The sequence below is a fragment of the Roseburia sp. OF03-24 genome, assembly GCF_003463035.1.
GTDB classification, from domain to species: domain Bacteria; phylum Bacillota; class Clostridia; order Lachnospirales; family Lachnospiraceae; genus Roseburia; species Roseburia rectibacter.
Genome location: NZ_QSCK01000013.1, coordinates 21,232 through 44,256, shown reverse-complemented (window position 1 = coordinate 44,256; position 23,025 = coordinate 21,232). Strand labels below are relative to the sequence as shown.

Annotated in this window: 18 protein-coding genes; 14 read left to right on the top strand and 4 right to left on the bottom strand. The window is 42.5% G+C overall.

The features are described 5' to 3' along the window. Window positions 1-178 precede the first annotated feature (178 nt). The 3 genes from DXA60_RS08350 (at window position 179) to DXA60_RS08340 (ending at window position 2,836) form a co-directional block, all read left to right on the top strand. Window positions 179-1,048: a hypothetical protein gene (locus tag DXA60_RS08350; RefSeq protein WP_117920826.1), complete on the top strand. Its 870-nt coding sequence runs from the start codon at window positions 179-181 to the stop codon at window positions 1,046-1,048. Between the two features lie 88 nt (window positions 1,049-1,136). Continuing rightward, a complete protein-coding gene (locus DXA60_RS08345; RefSeq protein ID WP_117920825.1) occupies window positions 1,137-1,928 on the top strand; it encodes a methyl-accepting chemotaxis protein in 792 nt (263 codons plus the stop codon). Window positions 1,929-2,062: 134 nt separating this feature from the next. Further along, window positions 2,063-2,836: a TatD family hydrolase gene (locus DXA60_RS08340; protein WP_117920824.1), complete on the top strand. Its 774-nt coding sequence runs from the start codon at window positions 2,063-2,065 to the stop codon at window positions 2,834-2,836. A 267-nt stretch (window positions 2,837-3,103) separates the two neighbouring features. Here the strand turns inward: DXA60_RS08340 and DXA60_RS08335 are convergent, their stop codons facing one another. Beyond that, window positions 3,104-3,961, bottom strand: a complete 858-nt coding sequence (locus DXA60_RS08335) for a TIGR03915 family putative DNA repair protein (RefSeq protein ID WP_117920823.1) — start codon at window positions 3,959-3,961, stop codon at window positions 3,104-3,106. A 127-nt stretch (window positions 3,962-4,088) separates the two neighbouring features. Then, window positions 4,089-5,369, bottom strand: a complete 1,281-nt coding sequence (locus DXA60_RS08330; RefSeq protein WP_186899835.1) for a putative DNA modification/repair radical SAM protein — start codon at window positions 5,367-5,369, stop codon at window positions 4,089-4,091. A 1,079-nt stretch (window positions 5,370-6,448) separates the two neighbouring features. Here DXA60_RS08330 and DXA60_RS08325 point away from each other — a divergent pair. The 8 genes from DXA60_RS08325 to DXA60_RS08290 all read left to right on the top strand — a co-directional run bounded on the left by DXA60_RS08325 (window position 6,449) and on the right by DXA60_RS08290 (window position 16,359). Beyond that, window positions 6,449-8,542 carry a methyl-accepting chemotaxis protein gene (locus tag DXA60_RS08325; RefSeq protein WP_117920822.1) on the top strand — a complete coding sequence of 698 codons (2,094 nt, stop codon included), beginning with the start codon at window positions 6,449-6,451 and terminating at the stop codon, window positions 8,540-8,542. A 202-nt stretch (window positions 8,543-8,744) separates the two neighbouring features. Further along, window positions 8,745-9,164 carry a serine/threonine protein phosphatase gene (locus DXA60_RS08320; RefSeq protein WP_241070813.1) on the top strand — a complete coding sequence of 140 codons (420 nt, stop codon included), beginning with the start codon at window positions 8,745-8,747 and terminating at the stop codon, window positions 9,162-9,164. Window positions 9,165-9,174: 10 nt separating this feature from the next. Further along, window positions 9,175-10,047, top strand: a complete 873-nt coding sequence (gene rsmA / locus DXA60_RS08315; RefSeq protein WP_117920820.1) for a 16S rRNA (adenine(1518)-N(6)/adenine(1519)-N(6))-dimethyltransferase RsmA — start codon at window positions 9,175-9,177, stop codon at window positions 10,045-10,047. Window positions 10,048-10,071: 24 nt separating this feature from the next. After that, entirely contained in the window at window positions 10,072-10,701 is a 630-nt protein-coding gene (locus DXA60_RS08310; RefSeq protein WP_117920819.1) for a hypothetical protein, read from the top strand. 58 nt (window positions 10,702-10,759) lie between these two features. After that, window positions 10,760-11,782, top strand: coding sequence for a SpoIID/LytB domain-containing protein (locus tag DXA60_RS08305; RefSeq protein ID WP_117920818.1), 1,023 nt, complete (start codon window positions 10,760-10,762; stop codon window positions 11,780-11,782). A gap of 83 nt (window positions 11,783-11,865) precedes the next feature. Beyond that, window positions 11,866-12,645 carry a M23 family metallopeptidase gene (locus DXA60_RS08300; RefSeq protein ID WP_117920817.1) on the top strand — a complete coding sequence of 260 codons (780 nt, stop codon included), beginning with the start codon at window positions 11,866-11,868 and terminating at the stop codon, window positions 12,643-12,645. Window positions 12,646-12,779: 134 nt separating this feature from the next. Further along, window positions 12,780-14,393, top strand: coding sequence for a GGDEF domain-containing protein (locus DXA60_RS08295; protein ID WP_117920816.1), 1,614 nt, complete (start codon window positions 12,780-12,782; stop codon window positions 14,391-14,393). Between the two features lie 373 nt (window positions 14,394-14,766). Beyond that, on the top strand, window positions 14,767-16,359 hold the full coding sequence (locus tag DXA60_RS08290; protein ID WP_117920815.1) for a DEAD/DEAH box helicase: 1,593 nt from the start codon (window positions 14,767-14,769) through the stop codon (window positions 16,357-16,359). Between the two features lie 138 nt (window positions 16,360-16,497). Here DXA60_RS08290 and DXA60_RS08285 read toward each other — a convergent pair whose 3' ends face one another. Then, a complete protein-coding gene (locus tag DXA60_RS08285) occupies window positions 16,498-17,847 on the bottom strand; it encodes an MATE family efflux transporter (RefSeq protein WP_117920814.1) in 1,350 nt (449 codons plus the stop codon). 235 nt (window positions 17,848-18,082) lie between these two features. Between DXA60_RS08285 and DXA60_RS08280 the strand changes: the two genes are divergently transcribed. The 3 genes from DXA60_RS08280 to DXA60_RS08265 all read left to right on the top strand — a co-directional run bounded on the left by DXA60_RS08280 (window position 18,083) and on the right by DXA60_RS08265 (window position 22,298). Beyond that, window positions 18,083-18,775 carry a response regulator transcription factor gene (locus DXA60_RS08280; RefSeq protein ID WP_117920813.1) on the top strand — a complete coding sequence of 231 codons (693 nt, stop codon included), beginning with the start codon at window positions 18,083-18,085 and terminating at the stop codon, window positions 18,773-18,775. A gap of 3 nt (window positions 18,776-18,778) precedes the next feature. After that, on the top strand, window positions 18,779-21,361 hold the full coding sequence (locus tag DXA60_RS08275) for a sensor histidine kinase (RefSeq protein WP_117920812.1): 2,583 nt from the start codon (window positions 18,779-18,781) through the stop codon (window positions 21,359-21,361). A gap of 514 nt (window positions 21,362-21,875) precedes the next feature. Continuing rightward, a complete protein-coding gene (locus DXA60_RS08265; RefSeq protein ID WP_117920810.1) occupies window positions 21,876-22,298 on the top strand; it encodes an SseB family protein in 423 nt (140 codons plus the stop codon). An 88-nt stretch (window positions 22,299-22,386) separates the two neighbouring features. Here the strand turns inward: DXA60_RS08265 and DXA60_RS08260 are convergent, their stop codons facing one another. Next, window positions 22,387-22,929 carry an NADH peroxidase gene (locus tag DXA60_RS08260; protein ID WP_006857073.1) on the bottom strand — a complete coding sequence of 181 codons (543 nt, stop codon included), beginning with the start codon at window positions 22,927-22,929 and terminating at the stop codon, window positions 22,387-22,389. Window positions 22,930-23,025: the final 96 nt, after the last annotated feature.

The following is a 23,025-nucleotide window of genomic DNA, read 5'->3' as shown; positions in this document are numbered from 1 at the left end:
GATGGATAAGGTAATCATTTTACATAGTTTTGCCGATGTTAAAGATATATGAACGGATTCATTTTCATGACGGGCATGTTTAAATTGATCCATATAATGTTTGTTTACAGAATGTACGATTTATCTGCAAAGAGGTATTCTGGGATTCCTGTCATGATTTCAGGGAGGAATATGAGCTATGGGATTTTCGGTAAATAGTGCTGGGAGCACCAGTGGAGCTATGGCAATGGCTGGAACATTGACCATTAAAAATGCGAATAAAGATGCACGTGCGCGTATTGATTATGTCTGTGGAAAGAGTAAAAGCAGCACAAAGAAAAAAGTAAATTATAATTACAGGGAAGTTTCGAATCAGCTTTTGCGTGCGAAGAAGCCGCAGGGCGCAGCAAATGCGCTGACAAAGGCAAAGAGCAGACTTGCCACTTTGCAGCGGTGTGCAGCAACCGGGGAATATGACAGCAAGGAGATATCTGCAGCAGTTGCGCATGCGAAAAGAATGGTAGAGTGCGCACAGTTAAAAGTCCGCCACTTAAAGCAGGAAGAAATCGAAAACAATAAATATAAACGCGAGAACCGGGCGGATAATATGCAGAAAAAAGGTGAGATCAGGCGCCGGGCTGCAAACAAAGAGCGTGAGTTGAAAGAAAAGATTGCGATTGAAGAAATACAGAATGTACAAAAGGAAAAGGCAAAGCGTGTTGAAATACGGCAGAAGCGCAATAATCACAGACGTCAGGAGCAGAGTAAGATCAGCGAAGCGGATATGAAATATATAAAAGCACAGATGGAAAACCACAACACATCTGATATATCTCCTGATTCCGGCGTGATCGTGAGCCTGTCTGCCGAATCTGCAAATCTGCAGATGACAGAGGCACAGATCAAGATGCAGGCACAGCAGGATGCGGAGTTAGAGACAGATCTGACATTGACGGATGCTGCCGGTGCATTGCCGCAGGGGATGTCTGCTTCTTATACCGGTGATCCATCGGGAAGCGCATCTGCCACAGGGCAGGGAATGACAGAGAATATTAATATTTCGATTTAATAAAAAAAAGATACTCAATTAACAAAAAGACATTTTATATAACCTCTCTTCTTTTTAAGATAAAAATAAAAAAGATGGGAGGTTTTTTATGTCGAAAAAAAGAAAACTACATCATGCAGATTTAATTGTGCCACACAGTTCTATTCGATTGCAGTCTGGGGAATGTGTCATGGAGACAAGCGGTAAAGTCAATGAAATGGTGGAGAGTGTCAGCGGACAGATGGAGGAGCTCTCTGGGCAGATAAAAACGGTCCGGGAGCTGGTACAGGGAACAATTACAGGACTTGAACATCAGAAACAGCAGATTGAGGGTGGAATGAACACTGTAAATATGATGATGCAGCAGTCAAAAGATACGGCAAATATAACTGGTGAAGTTGAACTTCAGGTAGAGATGCTGGGATTAAAATTAGAGCAGATCACAGATTTTGTAAATAATATTGAAGATATTGCATCACAGACGAAGTTATTATCCTTGAATGCATCGATTGAAGCAGCACGTGCAGGAGAGCATGGCAGAGGATTTTCCATTGTTGCAGAGGAGATCCGCAAACTTGCAGACAATTCCGGTGAAATTGCAAAAGAAATCCAGATTGTGATAAAAGAAGTAATGGAATGTTCTAAGAATGCAGTGGAAAAAGTGGCTATGGCAGGTGATTCTGTCAAAGTACAGGTAGAAAGTGCCGGACATACTATAGAGGCATTTGGAAATATGAATGATGTTATGGAACAAATGATACAGGATCTTGCTCATATATCCGGAAAAGTAGATGAGATGAATGGAAGAAGACATGCAGTGTTAGATAAGATACATGCAATAGGTGCTTCTTCTGAGCATACGGTAAGATCTACTGAGTTTTCATTTAAATTAAGAAAATAAATTATGAAAAAGAGATCATCGAAAAAGGTTATTAAATTTGCCGGTTACCGTGTGTTAATGATATATTGATATTATAAAAGTGTATACTGTAGGAAAAAATGATTGACATATAAGAAAAAAGGAGAAACACAATTATGATATTTGAGACACATGCACATTATGATGATGAACGGTTTGAAGAGGACAGAGAGGAATTGATCACATCCATGCCAGAACGTGGCGTTGGAACGATCATCAATGTCGGTGCATCGATCGAATCCACCAAAACAACACTTGCGCTGTCAGAGCGGTATGAATTTGTTTATGCGGCAGTCGGAGTGCATCCAAGTGATATCAGTGGTCTGAATGAGGAAACATTTGCATGGCTGAAAGAGCAGACCAAAAGAGAAAAAGTGGTTGCAGTTGGAGAAATCGGGCTTGATTATTACTGGGATAAGGAGCCGGAAATACAAAAACAGCAGCGATACTGGTTTGCTGAGCAGATGAAGTTAGCGAGGGAAGTATCACTTCCTGTGATCATTCATTCGAGGGATGCGGCAGCAGATACCATGGAAGTGATGAAATCTGTATATGCGGAGGAAATTCCGGGAGTCATCCACTGTTATTCTTATTCGAAGGAGATGGCACAGGAATTTATAAAAATGGGATATTATATCGGTGTCGGAGGTGTTGTGACTTTTAAAAATGCCAAAAAGTTAAAGGAAACCGTACAGGAAATCCCGCTGGAACGAATCCTTTTAGAAACCGACTGTCCATATATGGCACCGGAGCCGCATCGCGGAGAGAGGAATGATTCATCCTATATTCCGTTTGTGATCGCCAAGATCGCAGAACTAAAAGGAATCACACCGGAAGAAGTGGAGCAGGTGACCAGGGAGAATGCAGAACGGTTATTTCGTATAATGTAATTTATGTTCTGTACATGATAAAAAGTCTATGTTATCATAGCACCATAAACTGGTTGCGTAAAAGAGCGTAATCACAAACCTAAAAGAGTTATAGGAAGAAGGGAAAAAGATGATATACAATCAAAATTACATAGGAGAGATTATTTGAGGTGGTAAATTTCGTTGCAACCACGCACCCTATGGGTTAAAAGAGATGCAGGGGCCGCGACGCCTGCCAAATAATCTCTTTCATCTATAAAGAGAGGCTCTGTTTATGGTAACAGGGCTTTATTTTTTACCAAGTTCCGGGGTATCATTCCAGAAGCGCTTCGGGATATTCTGCGCCTGGAGTCCTGGATTGATCCGTGCCTGGATCGCGATGTGGTCGAAAAAGGTCTGCCACAGCTTCTGGTATTTGGCCTCTCTGTCAGAGGTATGTTTTAAAAGCTCCTGATCTATACCGGAAGCGTCCACTAACATAAAATTCTTTCCGGCGGCGTGAACTGCGGCAAGCTGGCGGTTCTTGTCATATATCAAAAAATTCTCCTGCGGGAGACGATCGGTAAAGTGCTCTGCCAATATCGGCAGGGCATTATTTTTGGGGTGAATCGTGGAAAACAGTACACCATTTTCCAGTTCTGAAAAACGAAGAAAACCGAGCAGGTGATGTGCCTCATTTGCTGTAGCACGGGACAGAATAAACAGGCGGTGGACATAAGGGTTGGCAAGATCACAAATGGCGCGTGCTCCGGCAGGTGTATTCAGACCAAGTACAAGAGTATGGTAGATGGCGTCCGCTTTGTCTAAGTTATTCTTTTTTTCCGGAACAATGGAAAGAATCGCATTTAAAATGGTATCGTAAAATTCACTGCCAAGTTTGCGCTGTATGGTGCGAGCGACTTTCGATGCTTTATCAGAGGAAGTTTCCACATGGATATACTCACAAAATAGTTGATAATTGTCCGGTTCATGACACAGAATGTGGATATCATCGTGGGTGCAGGCGCTTTTTGGGGCACTGGAAGAACTATCAGCCGATGTGCTGCGGGCAGAATATTTTTTGTTTTCTTTTACCTTAAAATCCCATGCATCATAGATGCCGGATAAGATTCCATTGGGGGAATCTTCACAGATAAATGTGTACATATTATAAAATCCTCGTTATAGAAAGCCATTAATGCATCGGATTAATGATCATTAAGATGATGTTACAGCGAAATAGCAGGTTTTAATTTGCCAGCCGCTAAATTATGAATCGCTGTAGGTTCCGTCATCAGGAGAATAAACTGAGCTGCTGGTATCCCGCTTCACGTATTTCACGTGGAATCTGGGTGCGGTCTGCGATCAGGCTGCGGCAGATATAGTCCTCATCTAACTTTGTAGGGTACATCATGTGACCGGAACAGGTAATAAAGTATAGTGCACGTTTTAGTACGACACCGATCTTTTTCAGATCAGAGAAATCGAGCTTATTCATACGTCTTGCCTTTACGATGCGCGAGGCAGACTTTGCACCGATGCCGGGAACACGCAGAAGTGTACGATAATCTGCACGGTTGATCTCTACCGGAAAACATTCTAAATGGCGGAGCGCCCAGTCACATTTGGGGTCCAGATAAATATTAAAATCAGGCCGGTCTTCTGTTAGTAATTCATCTACTTTAAAATCATAATAGCGCAGCAGCCAGTCTGCCTGATAAAGCCGATGTTCCCGTAAAAGAGGCGGGCCACCCGGCAAAACCGGCAGATTTGAATTGTGGTTGACATTGACAAAGGCAGAGTAGAACACTCTCTTTAAGTCAAATTTCTGATAAAGCGTTTCGGCAACACGCATAATCTCATAATCGTGTTCCGGAGTAGCGCCAATGATCATCTGGGTGCTCTGTCCGGCTGGAACAAAACGTGGTGCTTTGCGGTAAATGGCAAGCTCGTCTTTATTTTCCGTGATACGGTTTTGAATCTGGCGCATTGGTTTCAAAATAGTGGTTCTGGATTTATAGGGAGCCAACTTCTTTAAGCTGTCAGCAGTCGGAAGCTCTAAGTTGATACTCATGCGGTCGGCAAGAAATCCTGCTTTTTCTACAAGCACGGGATCTGCACCCGGGATAGCCTTGACATGGATATAGCCGTTAAAATGATAGACATTGCGCAGCCGGTAGAGTGTCTGGTAGATCAGATCCATCGTGTAATTTGGGCTGACCATGATGCCGGAGCTTAAGAAAAGTCCCTCAATATAGTTACGCCGGTAAAATTCCATTGTCAGTTCACAGACTTCGTCGGGGGTAAAAGAAGCCCGTTTCACGTCAGAGTTACAATTATTCTGACAATAGGCGCAGTTGAAAATGCATTCATTGGTAAAAAGTATTTTGAGAAGAGAAATACAGCGTCCATCTGCAGAAAAAGTATGACAGATTCCGCATGCAAGGGAATTTCCCATACCGCTGCCATTGCCGCTGCGGTCTACTCCGCTTGAAGTGCAGGCTACATCGTACTTTGCAGCGTCGGTAAGTATGGCAAGTTTTTCCATAAGAGACATATTTTGCTGAATGTTCATGTTGATCTTCATCTCCATCCTTAAGGTCTTTGTCAAAAATATGATTGTAAGTTATGATCCGGTATTTGCATCAAATATTACGAAACATGTACTGCAAAACAAATGATGGTTTGTTGGGATATGAGTTCCCCGGCGAAGGGTGGTTCCGGGGGATTTCGATTGGCAAATTGCATCAAGCCGGGACTGTTTTGTTCCGTTGTCCGAAAATAAGGCAATCGATTTCACTCTGATTATTATCAGAGTGAAATTAGTCTGCCTGATTTAGTGTTTCTCGGAGTGACGTGTGCGTCTTAAACGCCCCGTCCGGGGGCATTAAGACTTGTGCTGCCGTCCGTGGCAGCACAACACTGTGTTACGGACAGGCAGACTAAGATTGCCTAATTTTCTCCCAAAGTCACAAAACGAATCCCGGCTTGATGCGATTTGCCAGCCGCAAGGTTGTGAACCACCCTTTGCCGGGGAACTCATTTTACAACCTTGGGGGTGCGTAAATTTTGGTAACATTCATTTCAAAAATGTCGCAAAATCTCGATGCAATCTGTTATACTTATGCTTTTAACCATACATACTTGGAATAGTAATCTGCATTATTAGTCTGTTAATTTATGAAATGATTAGTGTAATGCAACAGAGCAGATGAAAATTCAGACAAGTCATTAGGCTGAATATCAATGATACAGCACCTTAGGATTTTAAGCATATTTCCATTCGTGCGAATATCAAAAATCCGCACCTACGACCCCGATTTTGAGATGAACCGCCCGCCCCAATGGTGTTCATAACCTGAAGTCTGGCATCTTGCGCAAGATGCCACTCACAAGCCTGCGATACACCATTTGGACGGGCGACTCATATCATCAACAAACAAGAACTAATGTTCGATAAAATTAATATAACATGTGACAGATTTATTTGCAACAGAAAAATCGAAAATATGTTCGATGAAATATGCGAAAACAAAAGTGTAAGATTGAAAATCTACGAAAACATAACGAAACAGCATGCATTTTATTGAAAATACAGTCGAATATGGTAAAATTGAGTAAATGGGAGGAATTTTTACAGAGGGGGAATTTTGTATGAAATCAATAAAAACCAAGATCATTGTAACTGTAATACTTTGTTCGCTGGTATCAACTTTTATCTGTGGGGCGATCAGTATTGTTAATTCAGTCAGTACTTCTTATGAAGACTCACAGCGGGAGATGCAGCTTAAGTGTGTGAGCCAGAGCAGTGAACTTGATACCATGATGCAGAATGTTTCACAGTCAGTGGAAATGGTATACAGCATTGCAGTTGCCAAACTGGAACATGCAGCATCTTTCCGGACAAGCAAGGATTATGTGGATACTTATACAAAGCAGATGCTGCCGATTTTGATGCAGTCTGCACAGAACACTAAGGGAGCACTCACGGCGTATATCCGTTATAATCCTGAATTTACGGAACCAACAAGCGGACTTTTTCTAACAAGAGATAACAGTGACAGTGAGTTTGAGAGTGTGACGCCAACGGACTTTTCCATGTATGATCCGAGTGATGTGGAGCATGTCGGATGGTATTATATTCCGGTACAGAATGGAAAAGAAACCTGGATGGAACCATACTTAAATTCCAACATTGGTGTATATATGATCTCATACGTTATTCCAATCGAGGTGGACGGCGAGTCTATTGGTATCATTGGAATGGATATTGATTTCAGTGAATTTACAAATACGATTGATTCTTTAAGTATATTTGACAGTGGTTATGGTTTCCTTGCCAATGATTCCGGTGAGGTCATGTATCACAAAGATCTTGAGATTGGAAGTAATCTTGCGGATGCAGACAGCGGACTGCAGTCAGTAGTGGATGCGCTTGGAAATGAGCAGACGGAGGAGACTGCCGTTTCCTATACTTATCAGGGAAAAGATAAGGTCATGTATTATAAGACATTGGAAAATGGCATGAAATTTGTCCTTACGGCACCAAAAACTGAACTGCAGGAAAAATCCAGACAGCTTGCAAAACAGATATTCGGAGGAGCTGCTTTTGCAATGATACTTACCATAATTATCGGTACAGTACTCGGATTTACAATCACAAAGCCGATCACCCAGATCGACGGTATCGTAAAACAGACGGCTGAATTTGAGTTTGCGAGCAATCCGGCAAACCAGCACCTTTATAAAAGAAAAGATGAAACCGGAAGAATGGCGATATCACTTCATAACATGCGCAAGAATCTGCGGGAAATGGTGGGAAATATCCGCCATGTATACGCAGATCTGAACAATACGACGGAACAGCTTTCGGATACGACAAAGCGTGTGCGTGAGATGAGTAATGTCAACACGGATACAACACAGGAAATTGCTGCTGCAATGGAAGAGACAGCGGCAACAATGGAGACAGTCAATACTACAGTCAGCGATATCAAAGAGCGTGCAACAGATATTGAACGTTATTCCAGTGAAGGACGCGAAGCCTCTGTTGAGGTAAAAGAGCGTGCTGATCAGCTCAAATTAAAGACACAGGCTGCAAGCGAAAAAACGGTTCAGATGTACGAAAATGTACAGCGGAAAACAGAGGCTGCCATGGAGCAGGCGAAGGCGGTAGAAAAGATCAATCAATTTACGCAGGCGATCCTTGAGATCTCAAGCCAGACAAATCTGCTGGCACTCAATGCGTCGATCGAGGCAGCCAGAGCCGGAGAGGCAGGAAAAGGTTTTGCAGTTGTTGCAGGAGAGATCGGTAAACTGGCAACCCAGTCATCCACGACTGTCGGCAGTATTAATGAGATCATAGCTGAGGTCAATGAGGCTGTGGCGAATATGACAGGATGCTTAAAAGAGAGTACAGATTTCTTAGAGCAGACAGTGCTTAAAGATTATGAGGATTTTATGGGAGTTGCAGACCAGTATACAAAGGATGCGACGGTGTTCGATGATGACATGTCTGCCATCAGCGGACAGATCAATACACTGTTAAAATCTATTGTTGAAATCGCGGATGCCATGCAGGGTGTCAGCTCGACGGTTTCCGAGGCGGCTGACGGTGTGGCGGATATCGCACAGAAAACACTTGAGGTTTCCGGAATTGTCCAGGGAAATGAAACACTTGTGGACAATAACCGTGAGAATATTGTACGGCTGAACAGTGTTATCGAAATGTTCCACGATGAAAAATAAATCTTTGCCTTATATATGATTTTTGTATATAATGAGAGGCAGGGTGTCAGAGACGGACAGACCGTGATGGCATCCTGTTTGCATATTTATGACAATAGGTCTGCCCCTGGAATGCGCAGTCTATTGTATACAATATTTTATGCACAGAAATGGAGAATAGTGTGAAACATAAGAATTTTCACACGCAGGAATGGAGAATAACATGGATAACGATATTTTTTCACAGTTCCCGGACAGGGAAACATTTGACAAATACTGGAATGAGAATTATGTTCCTGTTACATACGAGGATGTGGCAGTGGTATTTCGCGATTTTGTAAAATCTGCAGAGGGACATATTTATCTTTCTGATTATGAGGAGAAAGGCTGTATTTCCAAGGAAGATTTCAAGGATAATCTTTCTCAGGAGGCGCAGTTTGCTTTTCAGGATGGACTGACGGAAGTATTTTATGATAAGAATCCGGAGCTTTATGAAACGGCATTTGCACTTTTTGAGGAAGCACAGATGACCGGTCAGGGAGACGCAAGTGTGGCGCAGACTTTTCATGAGACATTTAACGGATTGTATGCAGAGTTTTTAGATACACTGTTTGAGGAAATGTTAAGTAACCGGAAAGATTGAAAGGAGTTTTATGGCTACATTAGGGATTCCGCAGAATACGATTGCGGTCTTACAGAAATATCATTTTAATTTTCAGAAGAAATTCGGACAGAATTTTCTGATCGATCCGCATGTGTTAGAGAAGATCGTTGAAGCAGCAGGAGTGACAAAAGAAGATTTTGTCCTTGAGATCGGTCCGGGTATCGGTACGATGACGCAGTATCTGTGTGAAAATGCCAGAGAAGTGGTTGCGGTAGAAATCGATACCAATCTGATCCCGATCTTAGAGGATACACTGAGTGCTTATGATAATGTGACGGTGATCAATCAGGATATTTTAAAACTGGATATCGCAAAACTTGCGATGGAAAGAAATGATGGAAAACCGATCAAGGTTGTGGCAAATCTTCCATATTATATTACAACGCCGATCATCATGGGACTTTTTGAGAGCCATGTGCCGATCGACAGTATTACGGTTATGGTGCAGAAGGAAGTTGCAGACCGTATGCAGGTAGGACCGGGAACAAAAGATTACGGTGCATTGTCTTTGGCTGTGCAGTTTTATGCAAAACCGGAGATTGTTGCGAATGTTCCTCCAAACTGTTTTATGCCAAGACCAAATGTCGGCAGTGCGGTGATCCGTCTGACCAGACACGAAGAAGTACCGGTGCAGGTGGATGATGAAAAACTGATGTTTAGCATTATCCGCGCATCTTTCAATCAGAGAAGAAAAACACTTGCAAATGGATTGTCAAATGCGCCTCAGGTACATCTTTCCAAGGAAGAGATACAGCAGTGCATCGCAGAGCTTGGTGAACCGCTTACGATCCGGGGGGAGGCACTTACATTAGAGCAGTTTGCTACACTTTCCAATATCATTGGAAGCAGACAGAAAAAATAAAATAGCATTAAAAAGGAGAAGATTATGGACGAAAATCAGAACATGAACAATGGACAGCAGACTTATGGGGACCAGCAGTATAACAATGGACAGCAGACTTATGGGAACCAGCAGTATAACAATGGACAGCAGACCTATGGGGACCAGCAGTATAACAATGGACAGCAGATGTATGGAAATCCGCAGTACAACCAGAATACCTGGGCACCGCAGGAACAGCATGGACCGGTTTCAGATATTTTCTGTTATCTGTTACTGATCATAATGCCATTGCGGGAGATCATCAGCATGGTTTCTGCCTCATCCATATTTCAGTCGATGACATATGAAAGCATTATGGATGGCAGCTATATGAATGTGATGTACAGTGGAAATTATGTTATATTTTCCCTGCTCAGTTATGCATTGCTTGCAGCATTTATTATTTTTGTGGTAATCGATATTGTAAAGATCAATAAGCAGAATTACAAAATACTTGGACTGATCTTGTTTGCAATCTTTTTAAAACCGGGATATTATGTGTGGCGTGCACATCTTCTGAAACGAAAAATGGCATTTCCGATCGTGTACACAGTACTGTATTCTTTACTCATCATAGCTGAGATCGGATTTTCCATGATGCAGGCATTTGGTCTTGTAATGAATATGATGTAAAAAATCTGAATGAGAAGTCTCTCTGTTTCATATATTAAATGGACAGGGAGATTTTTTTATGGGAAGACGAAGAAAAAAACGTACAAATTCATGGTTTACAGGAATCTGTCTGATACTGTTATTGCCGGTTTTTATCACGACACTGATGCAGAGAATGCAGTTGGAAAATCTTATATATGGAAAAGATGGAGTGCAGGGAGTTTTTACTACAGCCGATAGTGAAAAAAATATGGAGGGAGAAATCCGGCAGCATCTGGAAAACAGGAAGAGTCTATTAGCGGAACAGACAGAGACGACAGACGATGGCAGGAAAGAAGAGGATGACGCAGTTGAGATAAAGATTTTGCAGATTGTGGCACAGGAAATTGGTGTCGATAAGCCGCCGGAAACAATAAAGGCACAGTGTGTGATCGCCAGAACGAATCTGTATGATGCAATGCAGGCAGGTACAAAGGAGCCGGAGAAAATGACACCGGAGCGCCAGCAGGAATTATGGGGAGAAAATTATGATAAAAATTATCAAAAACTAAAATCCTGCGTGGAGGCAACGGCGGGGGAGGTGCTTTTATATGATGGAACTTACATATATGCAGCGTATCACGCAATTAGCAGCGGACGGACACGCAACATGTCAGAACTATATGAAGATGCAGACATGCCATATCTGGTTATGTCAGAATGTCATGCAGATACCACTGCGGAAGGTTATCTTTCTGTGTTTTATTATGAAAAAGAGGAGTTTCTGGAGAAATGCCGGGCAGCATATCCTGATGCAGAACTGACAGAACCGGGACAGATTGAGATCAAAAGTCGTGATGCAGCAGAATATGTGACAAAAATCAATGTTGCCGGAGAGACATATGATGGAGAACAGTTCCGTCATGCTTTAGAGCTTCCATCGGCGTGTTTTTCAATCACAGAAATGGATGGTCATGTACGTATCGTGGCAAAGGGAATGGGGCACGGATTTGGCTTAAGTCAGAATACAGCAGAAGAACTCGCAAAAGAAGGGTATGCTTACCGGGAGATACTTGAATATTTTTATAAAGGAGCCGTGATCGGGCAGGCTGGGGATTTATAGACAGGAAATAAAAAACAATCGTATAAACCATCCGGAATGTGGCAACACTATGGTTAAAAATAAATAATGGATGGTGAGAAATAATGAAAAAGAAAGGTTTTTTTGGGTACAGACAATATGTAATTGCAGGATTGCTGATCGCTTTAGCAGCGGTTGGAACGACCGCCCTATACAGCAACAGACAGGAAGAAGAACGGGAGCAGATGGAAGAAGAACTTGCGAGAGAAATGCAGAAGCAGTCAGATGACATTGCAGCGCAGGAAGATTCGGAGCAGTCTGCAGAAGCATCCGCTCTGGTTCCACCCAGACAGTCTTATGATGAGATGGAGAATGAATTAGACGACCCTGCAGTGACAGCAGAAATCGCAGAGGAAGATGATACAGCAGAAACAGAAGAGTCAGAAGAGACGGAGCAGCAGACCGTTCAGACCGCAAATACGGCACAGTCACTTCATTTTTCCGAGGAACTGCTCTGGCCGATGGAAGGTAATGTCGTCATTAATTACAGTATGGATTCCACAGTTTATTTTCCGACACTGGATCAGTATAAGTATAATCCGGCAGTGATCATCGCAGGAGAAGTCAACGATAAAGTCTATGCCGTTGCAAAAGGGCAGATCAAGAGTATTAAAAATGATGAGGTAACAGGCTGTACGGTTACAGTTGATCTGGGTGATGGTTATGAGGCAGTTTACGGTCAGTTAAAAGAACTGAATTTTGCAGAGGGAGATTATGTGGAGGCTGGACATGTATTAGGTTATATCGGTGAGCCGACAAAATACTTTACCGTAGAGGGAAGCAATCTGTATTTTGAGCTTGATAAAGATGGAATACCGGTTGATCCGATCGCATATTTCGAATAAAAGAATCAAATAAAACAAAAAGCATTCTTCCTTGAATAAGACACAGTTCTATTTTATAATAAAAGATAGTATTCTTTTTATGGGAGAAAATCTTAGAAAAAATGTCTGGTGTGGAATGAGAGGAGGCAGTGCACATGGAATATGACGGATATGATGAAGTTGTCCGTGCATGGATACAGGGAGTGTACGACAGCCGGGGAAACGATGCGAAACGGACATTGAAGTTTTGTTATGATATCGAACAGTATGCATTGAAAAAAAACGATGCAAAATTGCTTGGATTTGCATACTACTACAGTGCAGAGACCTATTATCTGTTAAATGAAAGTGAAAAGTTCTTTTTCTGCATTACCAAAGGCGTATCTTATCTGAATGAATCCAATCAGTGGAAGCTAGTGGCGCGTGCATATAATCTGATGGCAATTACAGCGATCAATCGGGGAAATGAGCCAATTGCGCTTGATTATTATCTGACCGGATTAAATTTCTGCACAAAATATCAGTTAAAAGAAGAGGAAACCATGATAGATATTAATCTTGGAAATTTATATCTATCATGTGGACAATATTTAGAAGCACAGAGATATTTTGAACATTGCGGACAGCATGTAAAAAAATATGTGAATGATGACAGAAACAATCGTCTGATCACCTGTGTTTATATTGGCATGGGAACAGGTTTTTTGTTCCGCGACATGCCGGATCGGGCAGCACATTATGTGGAGCTTATTTCTGACGAGTGCGCAGGTCGGATTGATGGCATAGAACTCCTTAGTTTTCGCTGTTTTAAGGCACGTGTATGTCATGCGACTGGAAAGGCAGAGGCACGTGATGAATGTATCCGGTTAATCTGTGAGGAGATCAATACAGATATTCCGATCATGGATATTTTCGGAGATCTTTATGAAATCAGCCAGCTGCTGCTTGATATAGGAAATGATGATGCTTTTTTGCGGGTTATGGGAATCTTAGAGCCATTGACGTGGCAGTCAAAGATTGTTAATCTGCAGAGACAGATCATTTCCTTAAAGATCAAGTTTTACCGTATGCATAAAAATAATGATGCATATTTAGAGGCAGCAGGGCAGTATTATGAGTTGTCTGAGGTCATGGAAAAAGAAAAGCAGGCGATGATCGCAAATATGCTTGATGTCCGTGAATCTTTAGAGCGTGCAAATAAAAAAAGACGCGAGATCGAAGAAGCAAATATCAGACTTCAGGAAAAATCAGAAACGGATGCACTGACACGTTTAGCAAACAGATTCCGTCTGAATGATTATTTAGACAACGCATTTGAACGGGCACAGTCGGATCAGACAGCACTTGCGATGGAGATTTTGGATATTGATTATTTTAAGCAGTATAATGATAATTATGGACATCAGGCAGGGGATGAGTGCATTAAGCGGATTGCCGGACAGCTTGAGATGATGCAGAATGACAGGATTTTCTGTGCAAGGTATGGTGGGGATGAGTTTATTATCCTTTACCAGAACATGACAGAAGAAGAAGTCAGACATGCGGCAGAAGGGTTGAGACAGAGGATTATGGATCTTGCGATCCGGCATGCATATTCGCAGACAATGTCTATTGTGACGATCTCCCAGGGAATCTGTTATGATATTCCGAAAGATGATACAAAAAGCTGGGACTTTTTACATGCGGCGGATGCAATGCTTTATCATGTTAAGAAAAAATCCAGAAATGATCTTGCAATAGGACATTTAGCGGATGCAAGCGATAAATAAAACAGGAAACATTTCTGAAAATGCGGCATAGAATATAACAGATACAAACAAAAATCCGCAATCGAGTTTTTCACACGGAAAACCGGAAGTAAAAATTGATGCAGTAGAATGGATAAGATACAGGATTGTCGATTGCTTTTAAATAGGAAGTAATACCCGGACCAGAGGCCTTGTGACAGATTCTGCCAGATGTCGTGGTTTGGGGTACATAATTCCCGAAAATCCGCGGTTGAAATGAACGTTGAACCGGGGAATTTCTTGACAAAAGTACGGGCACCGTGTTATCATTCAGACTGTTGCGCTTATGGGGGCTGTTGATCAGCCCCTTGTTTTACGCGCGCCTATGGCGCACGTTTCTATAGAAAGGAAATATATGGAAACAGTTAGATTCGACCAGTTAGATTTATATCCGCAGGTATTGCGTGCAATAGCAGAAATGGGATTTGAAGAGGCAACACCGATACAGAGTCAGGCAATTCCAGTTGTGATGTCCGGTGTGGACGTCATTGGACAGGCACAGACAGGAACAGGAAAGACAGCATCATTTGGAATCCCGGTACTGCATAAAGTAGATCCGAATAATAAAAAAACACAGGTTATCATCTTATCACCTACAAGAGAACTTGCAATTCAGGTGGCAGATGAGATCCGTAAACTTGCAAAATATATGCATGGAGTGAAAATCCTTCCGGTATACGGCGGACAGGAGATCAGCCGTCAGATCAAAGCGTTGAAGGGTGGAGCACAGATTATTATCGGTACACCGGGACGTGTTATGGATCATCTGCGAAGAAAAACGATCCGCTGTGAGGCAGTGAATACGATCGTACTTGACGAAGCGGATGAAATGTTAAACATGGGATTCCGTGAGGACATTGAAACAATTTTGGAGTATATTCCGGAAGAAGGCAGACAGACAGTATTATTTTCTGCTACCATGCCAAAGCCAATCTTGGATATTACCAAAAAATATCAGCATGACGCGGTGACGATCAAAGTAGTAAAAAAAGAGCTGACCGTTCCAAATATCGAGCAGTATTATTATGACGTAAAGAGAAAAGACAAGATCGAAGTTTTAACCAGACTCCTTGATTATTATAATCCGAAACTTTCCCTCGTGTTCTGTAACACAAAACGTATGGTGGATGAACTTACCGAGGAATTGCAGGGACGCGGATATTTTGCTGAGGGACTGCACGGAGATATGAAGCAGACACAGCGAGATCGTGTAATGCGCGGTTTCCGTACCGGAAAGACAGAAATACTGATCGCTACTGATGTTGCAGCGAGAGGCATTGATGTAGATGATGTGGAAGCGGTATTTAATTATGATATTCCGCAGGATGATGAATATTATGTACACCGTATCGGAAGAACAGGACGTGCCGGAAGAACAGGACGTGCATTTACTTTCGTCAAAGGAAAAGAAGTATATAAATTAAAAGATATCATGCGTTACTGCAAGACCAAGATCGTTGCAATGCCGATCCCGTCCACGGATGATGTGGCACAGATCAAGGCTGAAAAGGTCATGGAAGAGATCGGAAGGATTATCGATGAGGAAAATTTAAAAGACACGATCGATATCATCGAGAAGCAGATCAATGAATCCGATTATACCGCAATGGATATTGCTGCAGCATTTTTAAAACAGGCACTTGGTCAGATCAATCTTGATAATGACAGAGATGATTCTTTTGACTTTGATAATACCGGAGCGGAAGAGGGCATGGTGCGTCTGTTTATCAACATCGGTAAAAAAGACCGCGTGAAACCAGGCGATATCTTAGGTGCGGTTGCAGGCGAATCCGGCATGCCGGGTAAACTTGTCGGAGCGATCGATATGTATGATAAATATACATTCGTGGAAGTGCCGAGAGAATACGGAAAAGAAGTTTTAGAAGCCATGAAAAATGCAAAGATCAAAGGCCGCTCCGTCAATATGGAGCCGGCAAACCAGAAATAAAAAGTTTAAGTCCATGAGTGAATATATTTCCGGTCAAAAAAATCCCGTGGGAAATGATTTTATAAATCAGTTTCCCACGGGATTTTTTTGGTTATAGGATTGTGAACCACTTTTTTACACCCGAAACTTCGTAGAAGATTACTGCCCAATTTTACTTACGATCGTGCGGTTGATCTTCATTAAGAAAAATGCAGTTGCACACACAGATACCAGTTCTGCGATCGGGAATGCCCACCATACCAGATTGACATTGCCGGACTGTGCTAACAGGTATGCTGCCGGGAGCAGGATCACTAACTGTCTTGCAATGGATATGCACATACTGTAGACTGCTTTTCCAAGTGCCTGGAAAATACTGCTGCAGGAAATTCCAAAACCGGCAAGCAGGAAACTTAAACTGATGATACGCAGCGCAGGGACACCGATGGAGAGCATTGTGTCGGAAGCCTGAAACATGGAGAGAAGCTGCTTTGGAAAGAGCTGGAATAAAAGCAGGCCGACTGCCATGATGCTGACTGCATAAGCGACACAGTGCTTTAAAGTTTTTGTGACACGCTCTTTGTTTCCGGCACCGTAGTTGTATGCCATAACCGGGATGACACCGTTGTTTAAACCAAAAGCCGGCATAAATACGAAGCTCTGCAGTTTAAAGTAAACGCCGAACACCGCGGTTGCAGTGGAGGAAAACGCGATCAGGATACGGTTCATACCGTAGTTCATCACGGAACCGATCGCCTGCATTACAATAGAAGGAACACCGATCACATAAATCTGTCCGATAATATTTTTGTCCGGGCGGAAATGGTGCAGGTCAATCTGTACTTCCTTATTTTTTGTGTGGTTTAAAACAACTGCCAAAATACCGGCAATCATCTGTCCGATGACGGTTGCAGCAGCAGCACCGGAAATGCCCATTTTCGGGAGACCAAACAGACCAAAGATGAGAACCGGATCGAGAGCGATATTGATGATCGCACCGACACCCTGTGTATACATGGTATAAATGGTTTTTCCGGTTGCCTGCAGCATACGCTCAAACATAAGCTGCGTAAAAATACCGAAAGAAAGACAGCAGCAGATCGTCAGATACTGTTTTCCGTAAACAATGATTTCTTCAATATCTGTCTGGCTGCGGAAAAACGGCTCTGCGAAAAACAGACCGATGATCAGAAAGAGCAGATAGCTGACAACAATTAAAAATACAGCGTTTTCTGCGATCTTATTCACTTTTTCTGTATCCTTTTCTCCTAAGGAGCGGGCTAAAAGTGCATTGACACCGACGGCGGTTCCGACACCGACAGCGATCATAAGGTTCTGAATCGGGAAAGCCATAGATACGGCAGTCAGTGCATTTTCACTGATCATGGCAACAAAAATACTGTCAACAATATTGTAGAGTGCCTGCACAAGCATGGAGATCATGATCGGCAGGGACATTGAGATAATAAGTTTGTCAATCGGCATGACGCCCATTTTATTTTCTTCCATATAAAAGCTCCTTTGTAAAAATTCCCATAATTTACTCCCGGAAAATAAAAAACTTCCGGGAGCACTACTTTCCTATATTAGCATTCCTTCTATCTGAATACAAGGTACAACTTCATCAAATCTTAATGTTTTGACTGATTGGAAATTCATAATTATTCCGTTACAATAAGAGCATGATCATAAAGAGACAGGTTTATGTAAAAATCTATCAGAAACCTGCGGAAAAGGGGACAACATGTACAGTATACTGGTGTGCGATGATGAAAAAGATATTGTTTCGGCATTAAAAATCTATCTGATGGCAGATGGCTATCAGGTATTTGAGGCATATAACGGAAAAGAAGTGCTTGAGGTGTTAAAGTCGCATGACATCCATCTGGTACTGATGGATATCATGATGCCTGAGATGGATGGAATCTCTGCCATGGTAAAAATCCGGGAAACAAGCAATGTTCCGGTGATCTTACTGACGGCAAAAAGTGAGGATACAGACAAAGTTTTAGGACTCACGGTCGGAGCGGATGATTATATCACAAAACCATTTAATCCGGTGGAAGTTCAGGCACGTGTGAAATCACAGCTCAGACGCTATATGCAGCTTGGAGGCGGAGCTGTCAAAAAAGATGTTCTCTCAATTGGCGGGATCGAACTTGACGACCGCAGCAAAGAGGTGTCGCTTGATGGCGAAAAAATCTCGCTGACGCGCACGGAATACGATATTTTAAAACTTCTGATGGAGCATCCCGGAGAGGTGTTTTCCCCGAATCAGATTTACGAGCAGGTATGGCAGGACAATCCATACGGAACAGAGAATACCGTAGCAGTACATATCAGACATCTGCGGGAAAAAGTAGAATATAATCCGGCAGAGCCGCGGTATCTGAAAGTTGTGTGGGGACGTGGTTATAAAATGGAAGGACAGGTGTAAAAAGTGGAAAAGTGGAAAGGTTCGATCATGGCAAAGATCATTGCCTGGATCGTGCTGAGTGCAAGTGCACTTTGTTTTATATTTGGTGCGGCAGGCTCAGTTTTTATGATAGAGGAAGGTGTTTATAACAATTCAAAAGATGATATAAGAAAGCAGTGGTTTGAACAGGTATCCTTTCAATATGGGTTGTCTGCAATCGATGATCTAAGGAGAGAGCGGACAGAAGGTATGGATACAAGTCCGTATTTTAAATATGGAATTATCAAGGCAGAGAGCTTGGACGGAATCGACTTAAACGATGAGAAATCGTATGCAGTCCGCAATTTTTCCGATAAGATAAGCATAGATGATGTATATACGAACAGTGTGGAGCTGTCGGATGAGGATCAGATCGTTTATACAAATGGAAATTTCCTGACCGGCGGCGGTGTGGAACTCATGTATTCCGGGGATAATTCATATGTCAGCATTTATGCGGACCGGATCTGTTATGATGAAGCGAAAGGCATTTTTGTATATCTGGCAGGAAATGAGTATTACCCGGTGCAGCAGATCGAGGTGGAATCAGAAAAATCCGGCAATCTGATTTTTACTTATGATGCAGAGAAAAAAATGTACTGGAATGAGCAGACACAGACAACAGACAGCGGGTTTATGACAGATGGGACAGGAGAGTATGATATAGCAGAATCTACAGAATCCTCCATCACGGATGTGTCAGGTGAGTATGTTTCTGCAGAGTCAACGGAAGAAGCAATTACAGATGTAAAGGAAAACGAAAAAGTTGCAGCAGAATCCACAGAAGAACCGATTAAAATGGATGTGCTGGATCAGGAATATATCACATTTGATATGCTTGATGGCACACAGTGGGATGTGAAAAACTGGGATTATCTGCTGTTAGACGGTGTTCGTGGGATATCCATGGATGAGATTGACCGGGTAGATTCCTCTGAAAAAAACGCGGAAAATGCAGATATTTCTTATACAACATATGGTGATTATTATCTGGATGGTAATTATACACTCTGGGTAAATATGGGGCAGAAGACACCAAAAATCACTTATCAGTTGATCGTACTTCTTCCGCAAAATGTGGGAATAGACAAGAACAGCACAGACTGGTATGTACAGGCAAATACCCTGCTGGATTTTGTATACAGCATGCGCTATACAGCGCTGGTTGTGATGTTTTTCAGTTTTATCATCGGAGTTGCAGCGTTTGTATTTCTGATGTGCGCAGCGGGACACCGTAAGGGGACAGATAAGATTGTTACGACCGTCTGGGATCACATGTGGTTTGATGTTTTTGCAGTACTTATTGTGCTGGCAGAGGTATTTATATTTTACGTGGCATTTATGTTTCTGGCAAATATAGATATTATGTATCTGCCATTTATCCTGTTTGTGACTGCGATTGCAAGTCTTTGTATGGGATGGCTGCTGTTACTGTTTTTATTGAGTTTTGCAGTGCGGGTAAAACTTGGAAAATGGTGGAGACATACTCTGTGTTACCAGATCTGCAGCAAAATCAGAAAATTTTTTCATATGATATGGGAAAATATCGGATTTTTATGGAAAGTGATTTTAGTCATGCTGGTGCTTGCGTTTCTTGAAGGAATTGCAGTGCTCATGTTTTTGAATACAGGCATTGCTTTCTTTCTCTGGCTGGTGGAAAAACTGATTTTATATCCACTCATTCTGTGGTACTGTGTACAGTTAAATCAGTTAAAAACCGGAACGGAAAAAATTGCTGGCGGCGAGCCGGGCTATCAGATCGGTACAAAGCATATGACCGGTATATTTAAGGAACAGGGAGAGCAGATCAATCACATCAGTGATGGCATGACGCATGCGATCGAGGAGAGGATGAAGAGTGAACGGTTTAAGACAGAACTGATCACAAATGTTTCCCACGATATCAAGACACCGCTGACATCTATCATCAATTACGTTGATCTGTTGGAAAAAGAAGATCTGCACAACGAGACAGCGCAGGAATATTTAGAGGTATTAGATCGTCAGTCGGGACGTTTAAAGAAATTGATCGAGGATCTGATCGAGGCATCAAAGGCATCTACCGGAAACCTTCCGGTACATTTGGAAAAGTTGGAAGCCGGAATATTTATGACGCAGACCGTCGGGGAATTTGAGGAAAAGACAAAAGCTGCAGGACTTGATCTTGTGATCGAAAAGCCGGATACACCAGTCTATATTATGGCAGACAGCAGACATTTCTGGCGTGTTATCGATAATCTGATGAATAATATCTGCAAATATGCCCAGAACGGAACGCGTGTCTACATCAACCTTGAGGTAAAAGAGGCACAGGTGTCCATCACCTTCCGCAATACTTCAAAATACCCGCTCAATATCAGCAGCGAAGAACTGATGGAGCGTTTTGTGAGAGGCGATGAATCCAGAAATACGGAAGGAAGCGGACTTGGACTTTCCATTGCAAACAGTCTGATGGATCTTATGGGTGGCACATTCCGTCTGTATGTGGATGGAGATCTGTTTAAGGTTGTGCTCGGATTTGCCGAGTCGGCAGAGAAAGAAACAAAAGAAAAAATCGAAGAACTGTAATTGTTGGAAGTTGCACTACAGGTGCAAACAATAACCCAAAAGCATGGTTGTCCAGAGGGATGCCATGCTTTTTTCATTCATAGGAAATTACGTCCTATGAATGAAAAAGCCCTCCGGGCGGGATGCGCACCTCGCGGAGAAGAAGTTTGCTGTAAACAGCACCGCCCGGGCGCGAAAGAGGCGCAAGTGTTACTGTTCACTCGTACCTCGTTCCAGTAACGGATTTTGCCGATGCTTCGTATTCCAAATTGGCAAAATCTGCTGCCACCACTGTATCATATGGCATTTTCAGTTCAGAAAATGCCTGCCTGTGAACAGTAACTCGCAAGTGACTCTTTGTCCCTGTGCGGCGAAAAGCAGATTGTGAAAAGGAAAATTGGAGGGTATAATATGTAGGGAAAAGGGAGAGCAGCTTATGAAACAGATAAAACAAAAGTGGTTGTAAAATAATCAGTTGAATCAAGTGGCAATAGTATAAAAAATAAAATTTTTTACATATAGAAATGGAGCTTTTATGGATAACAATAAAATCGATGGGGGATTACAGGGAAATGAGAAAATAGAAACCGCAGTCGCGGCACTGCAGCAGAAGGCAAGCGAAGAGATGTTAGCGCATACCCTGACAGTGATACGCAGACGCATGAAAGAGGGCGGTCAGTTTATCATAGCGGTGGAACCGCCGACGGGTGGCGGCCAGATGCAGATACAGGCAGTTCAGACGCCGGACGGCAATAGCTGGTGGGCGGCATTTACCAGTTTTGAGGAAGAATTAAAGGGAAGCGGCAGCGTGATGTCCACATTTTTAACGGGGATAGAGCAGGCATTCCGCGCGGTACTTGCCGCAGAAGAGGCAAAGGGAATTATTGTGAATCCGTGGAACCGGACGATCATGCTGGATAAAAACCTGATACGGATCATACTTGGGGAACCGGCATAAAGTATATATATTGATTTTCAAACGAAAAGGATAGACAGCTGACAACTGTCTATCCTATGAAATGCTTATTGTCTATGCGGTTTAAAGATTAACCGAAGTATCTGTTCAACAGTCCTTCAAATGCTTTACCATGACGAGCCTCGTCACGAGCCATCTCATGAACGGTATCATGGATTGCATCAAGGTTTGCAGCTTTTGCACGTTTTGCAAGATCAGTTTTTCCTGCTGTTGCGCCGTTCTCAGCGTCAACTCTCATCTGAAGGTTCTTCTTGGTGCTGTCTGTTACAACTTCACCGAGCAGCTCTGCAAACTTAGCAGCGTGTTCTGCTTCTTCCCATGCAGCTTTTTCATAGTAGGAACCAACTTCCGGATAACCTTCACGGTAAGCAACACGAGCCATTGCAAGATACATACCAACCTCAGAGCACTCACCCTCGAAGTTTGCTCTTAAATCGGATACGATATCCTCACTTACTCCTTTTGCAACACCAACTACGTGCTCAGCAGCCCATACTTTCTCACCTTCCTGCAATTTGAACTTCTCAGCTGGAGCTTTACATACCGGGCAGATCTCCGGAGCTGCATCGCCTTCATAAACATAACCACATACTGTACATACATACTTTGCCATAATTTTAATCTCCTTTTCTTTGAAAAATGTTATTTGTCTGCTGTAATAGATTTCCCCGCTTATTTGAAATCTATTACTGTGTGCTTTAAATTGATA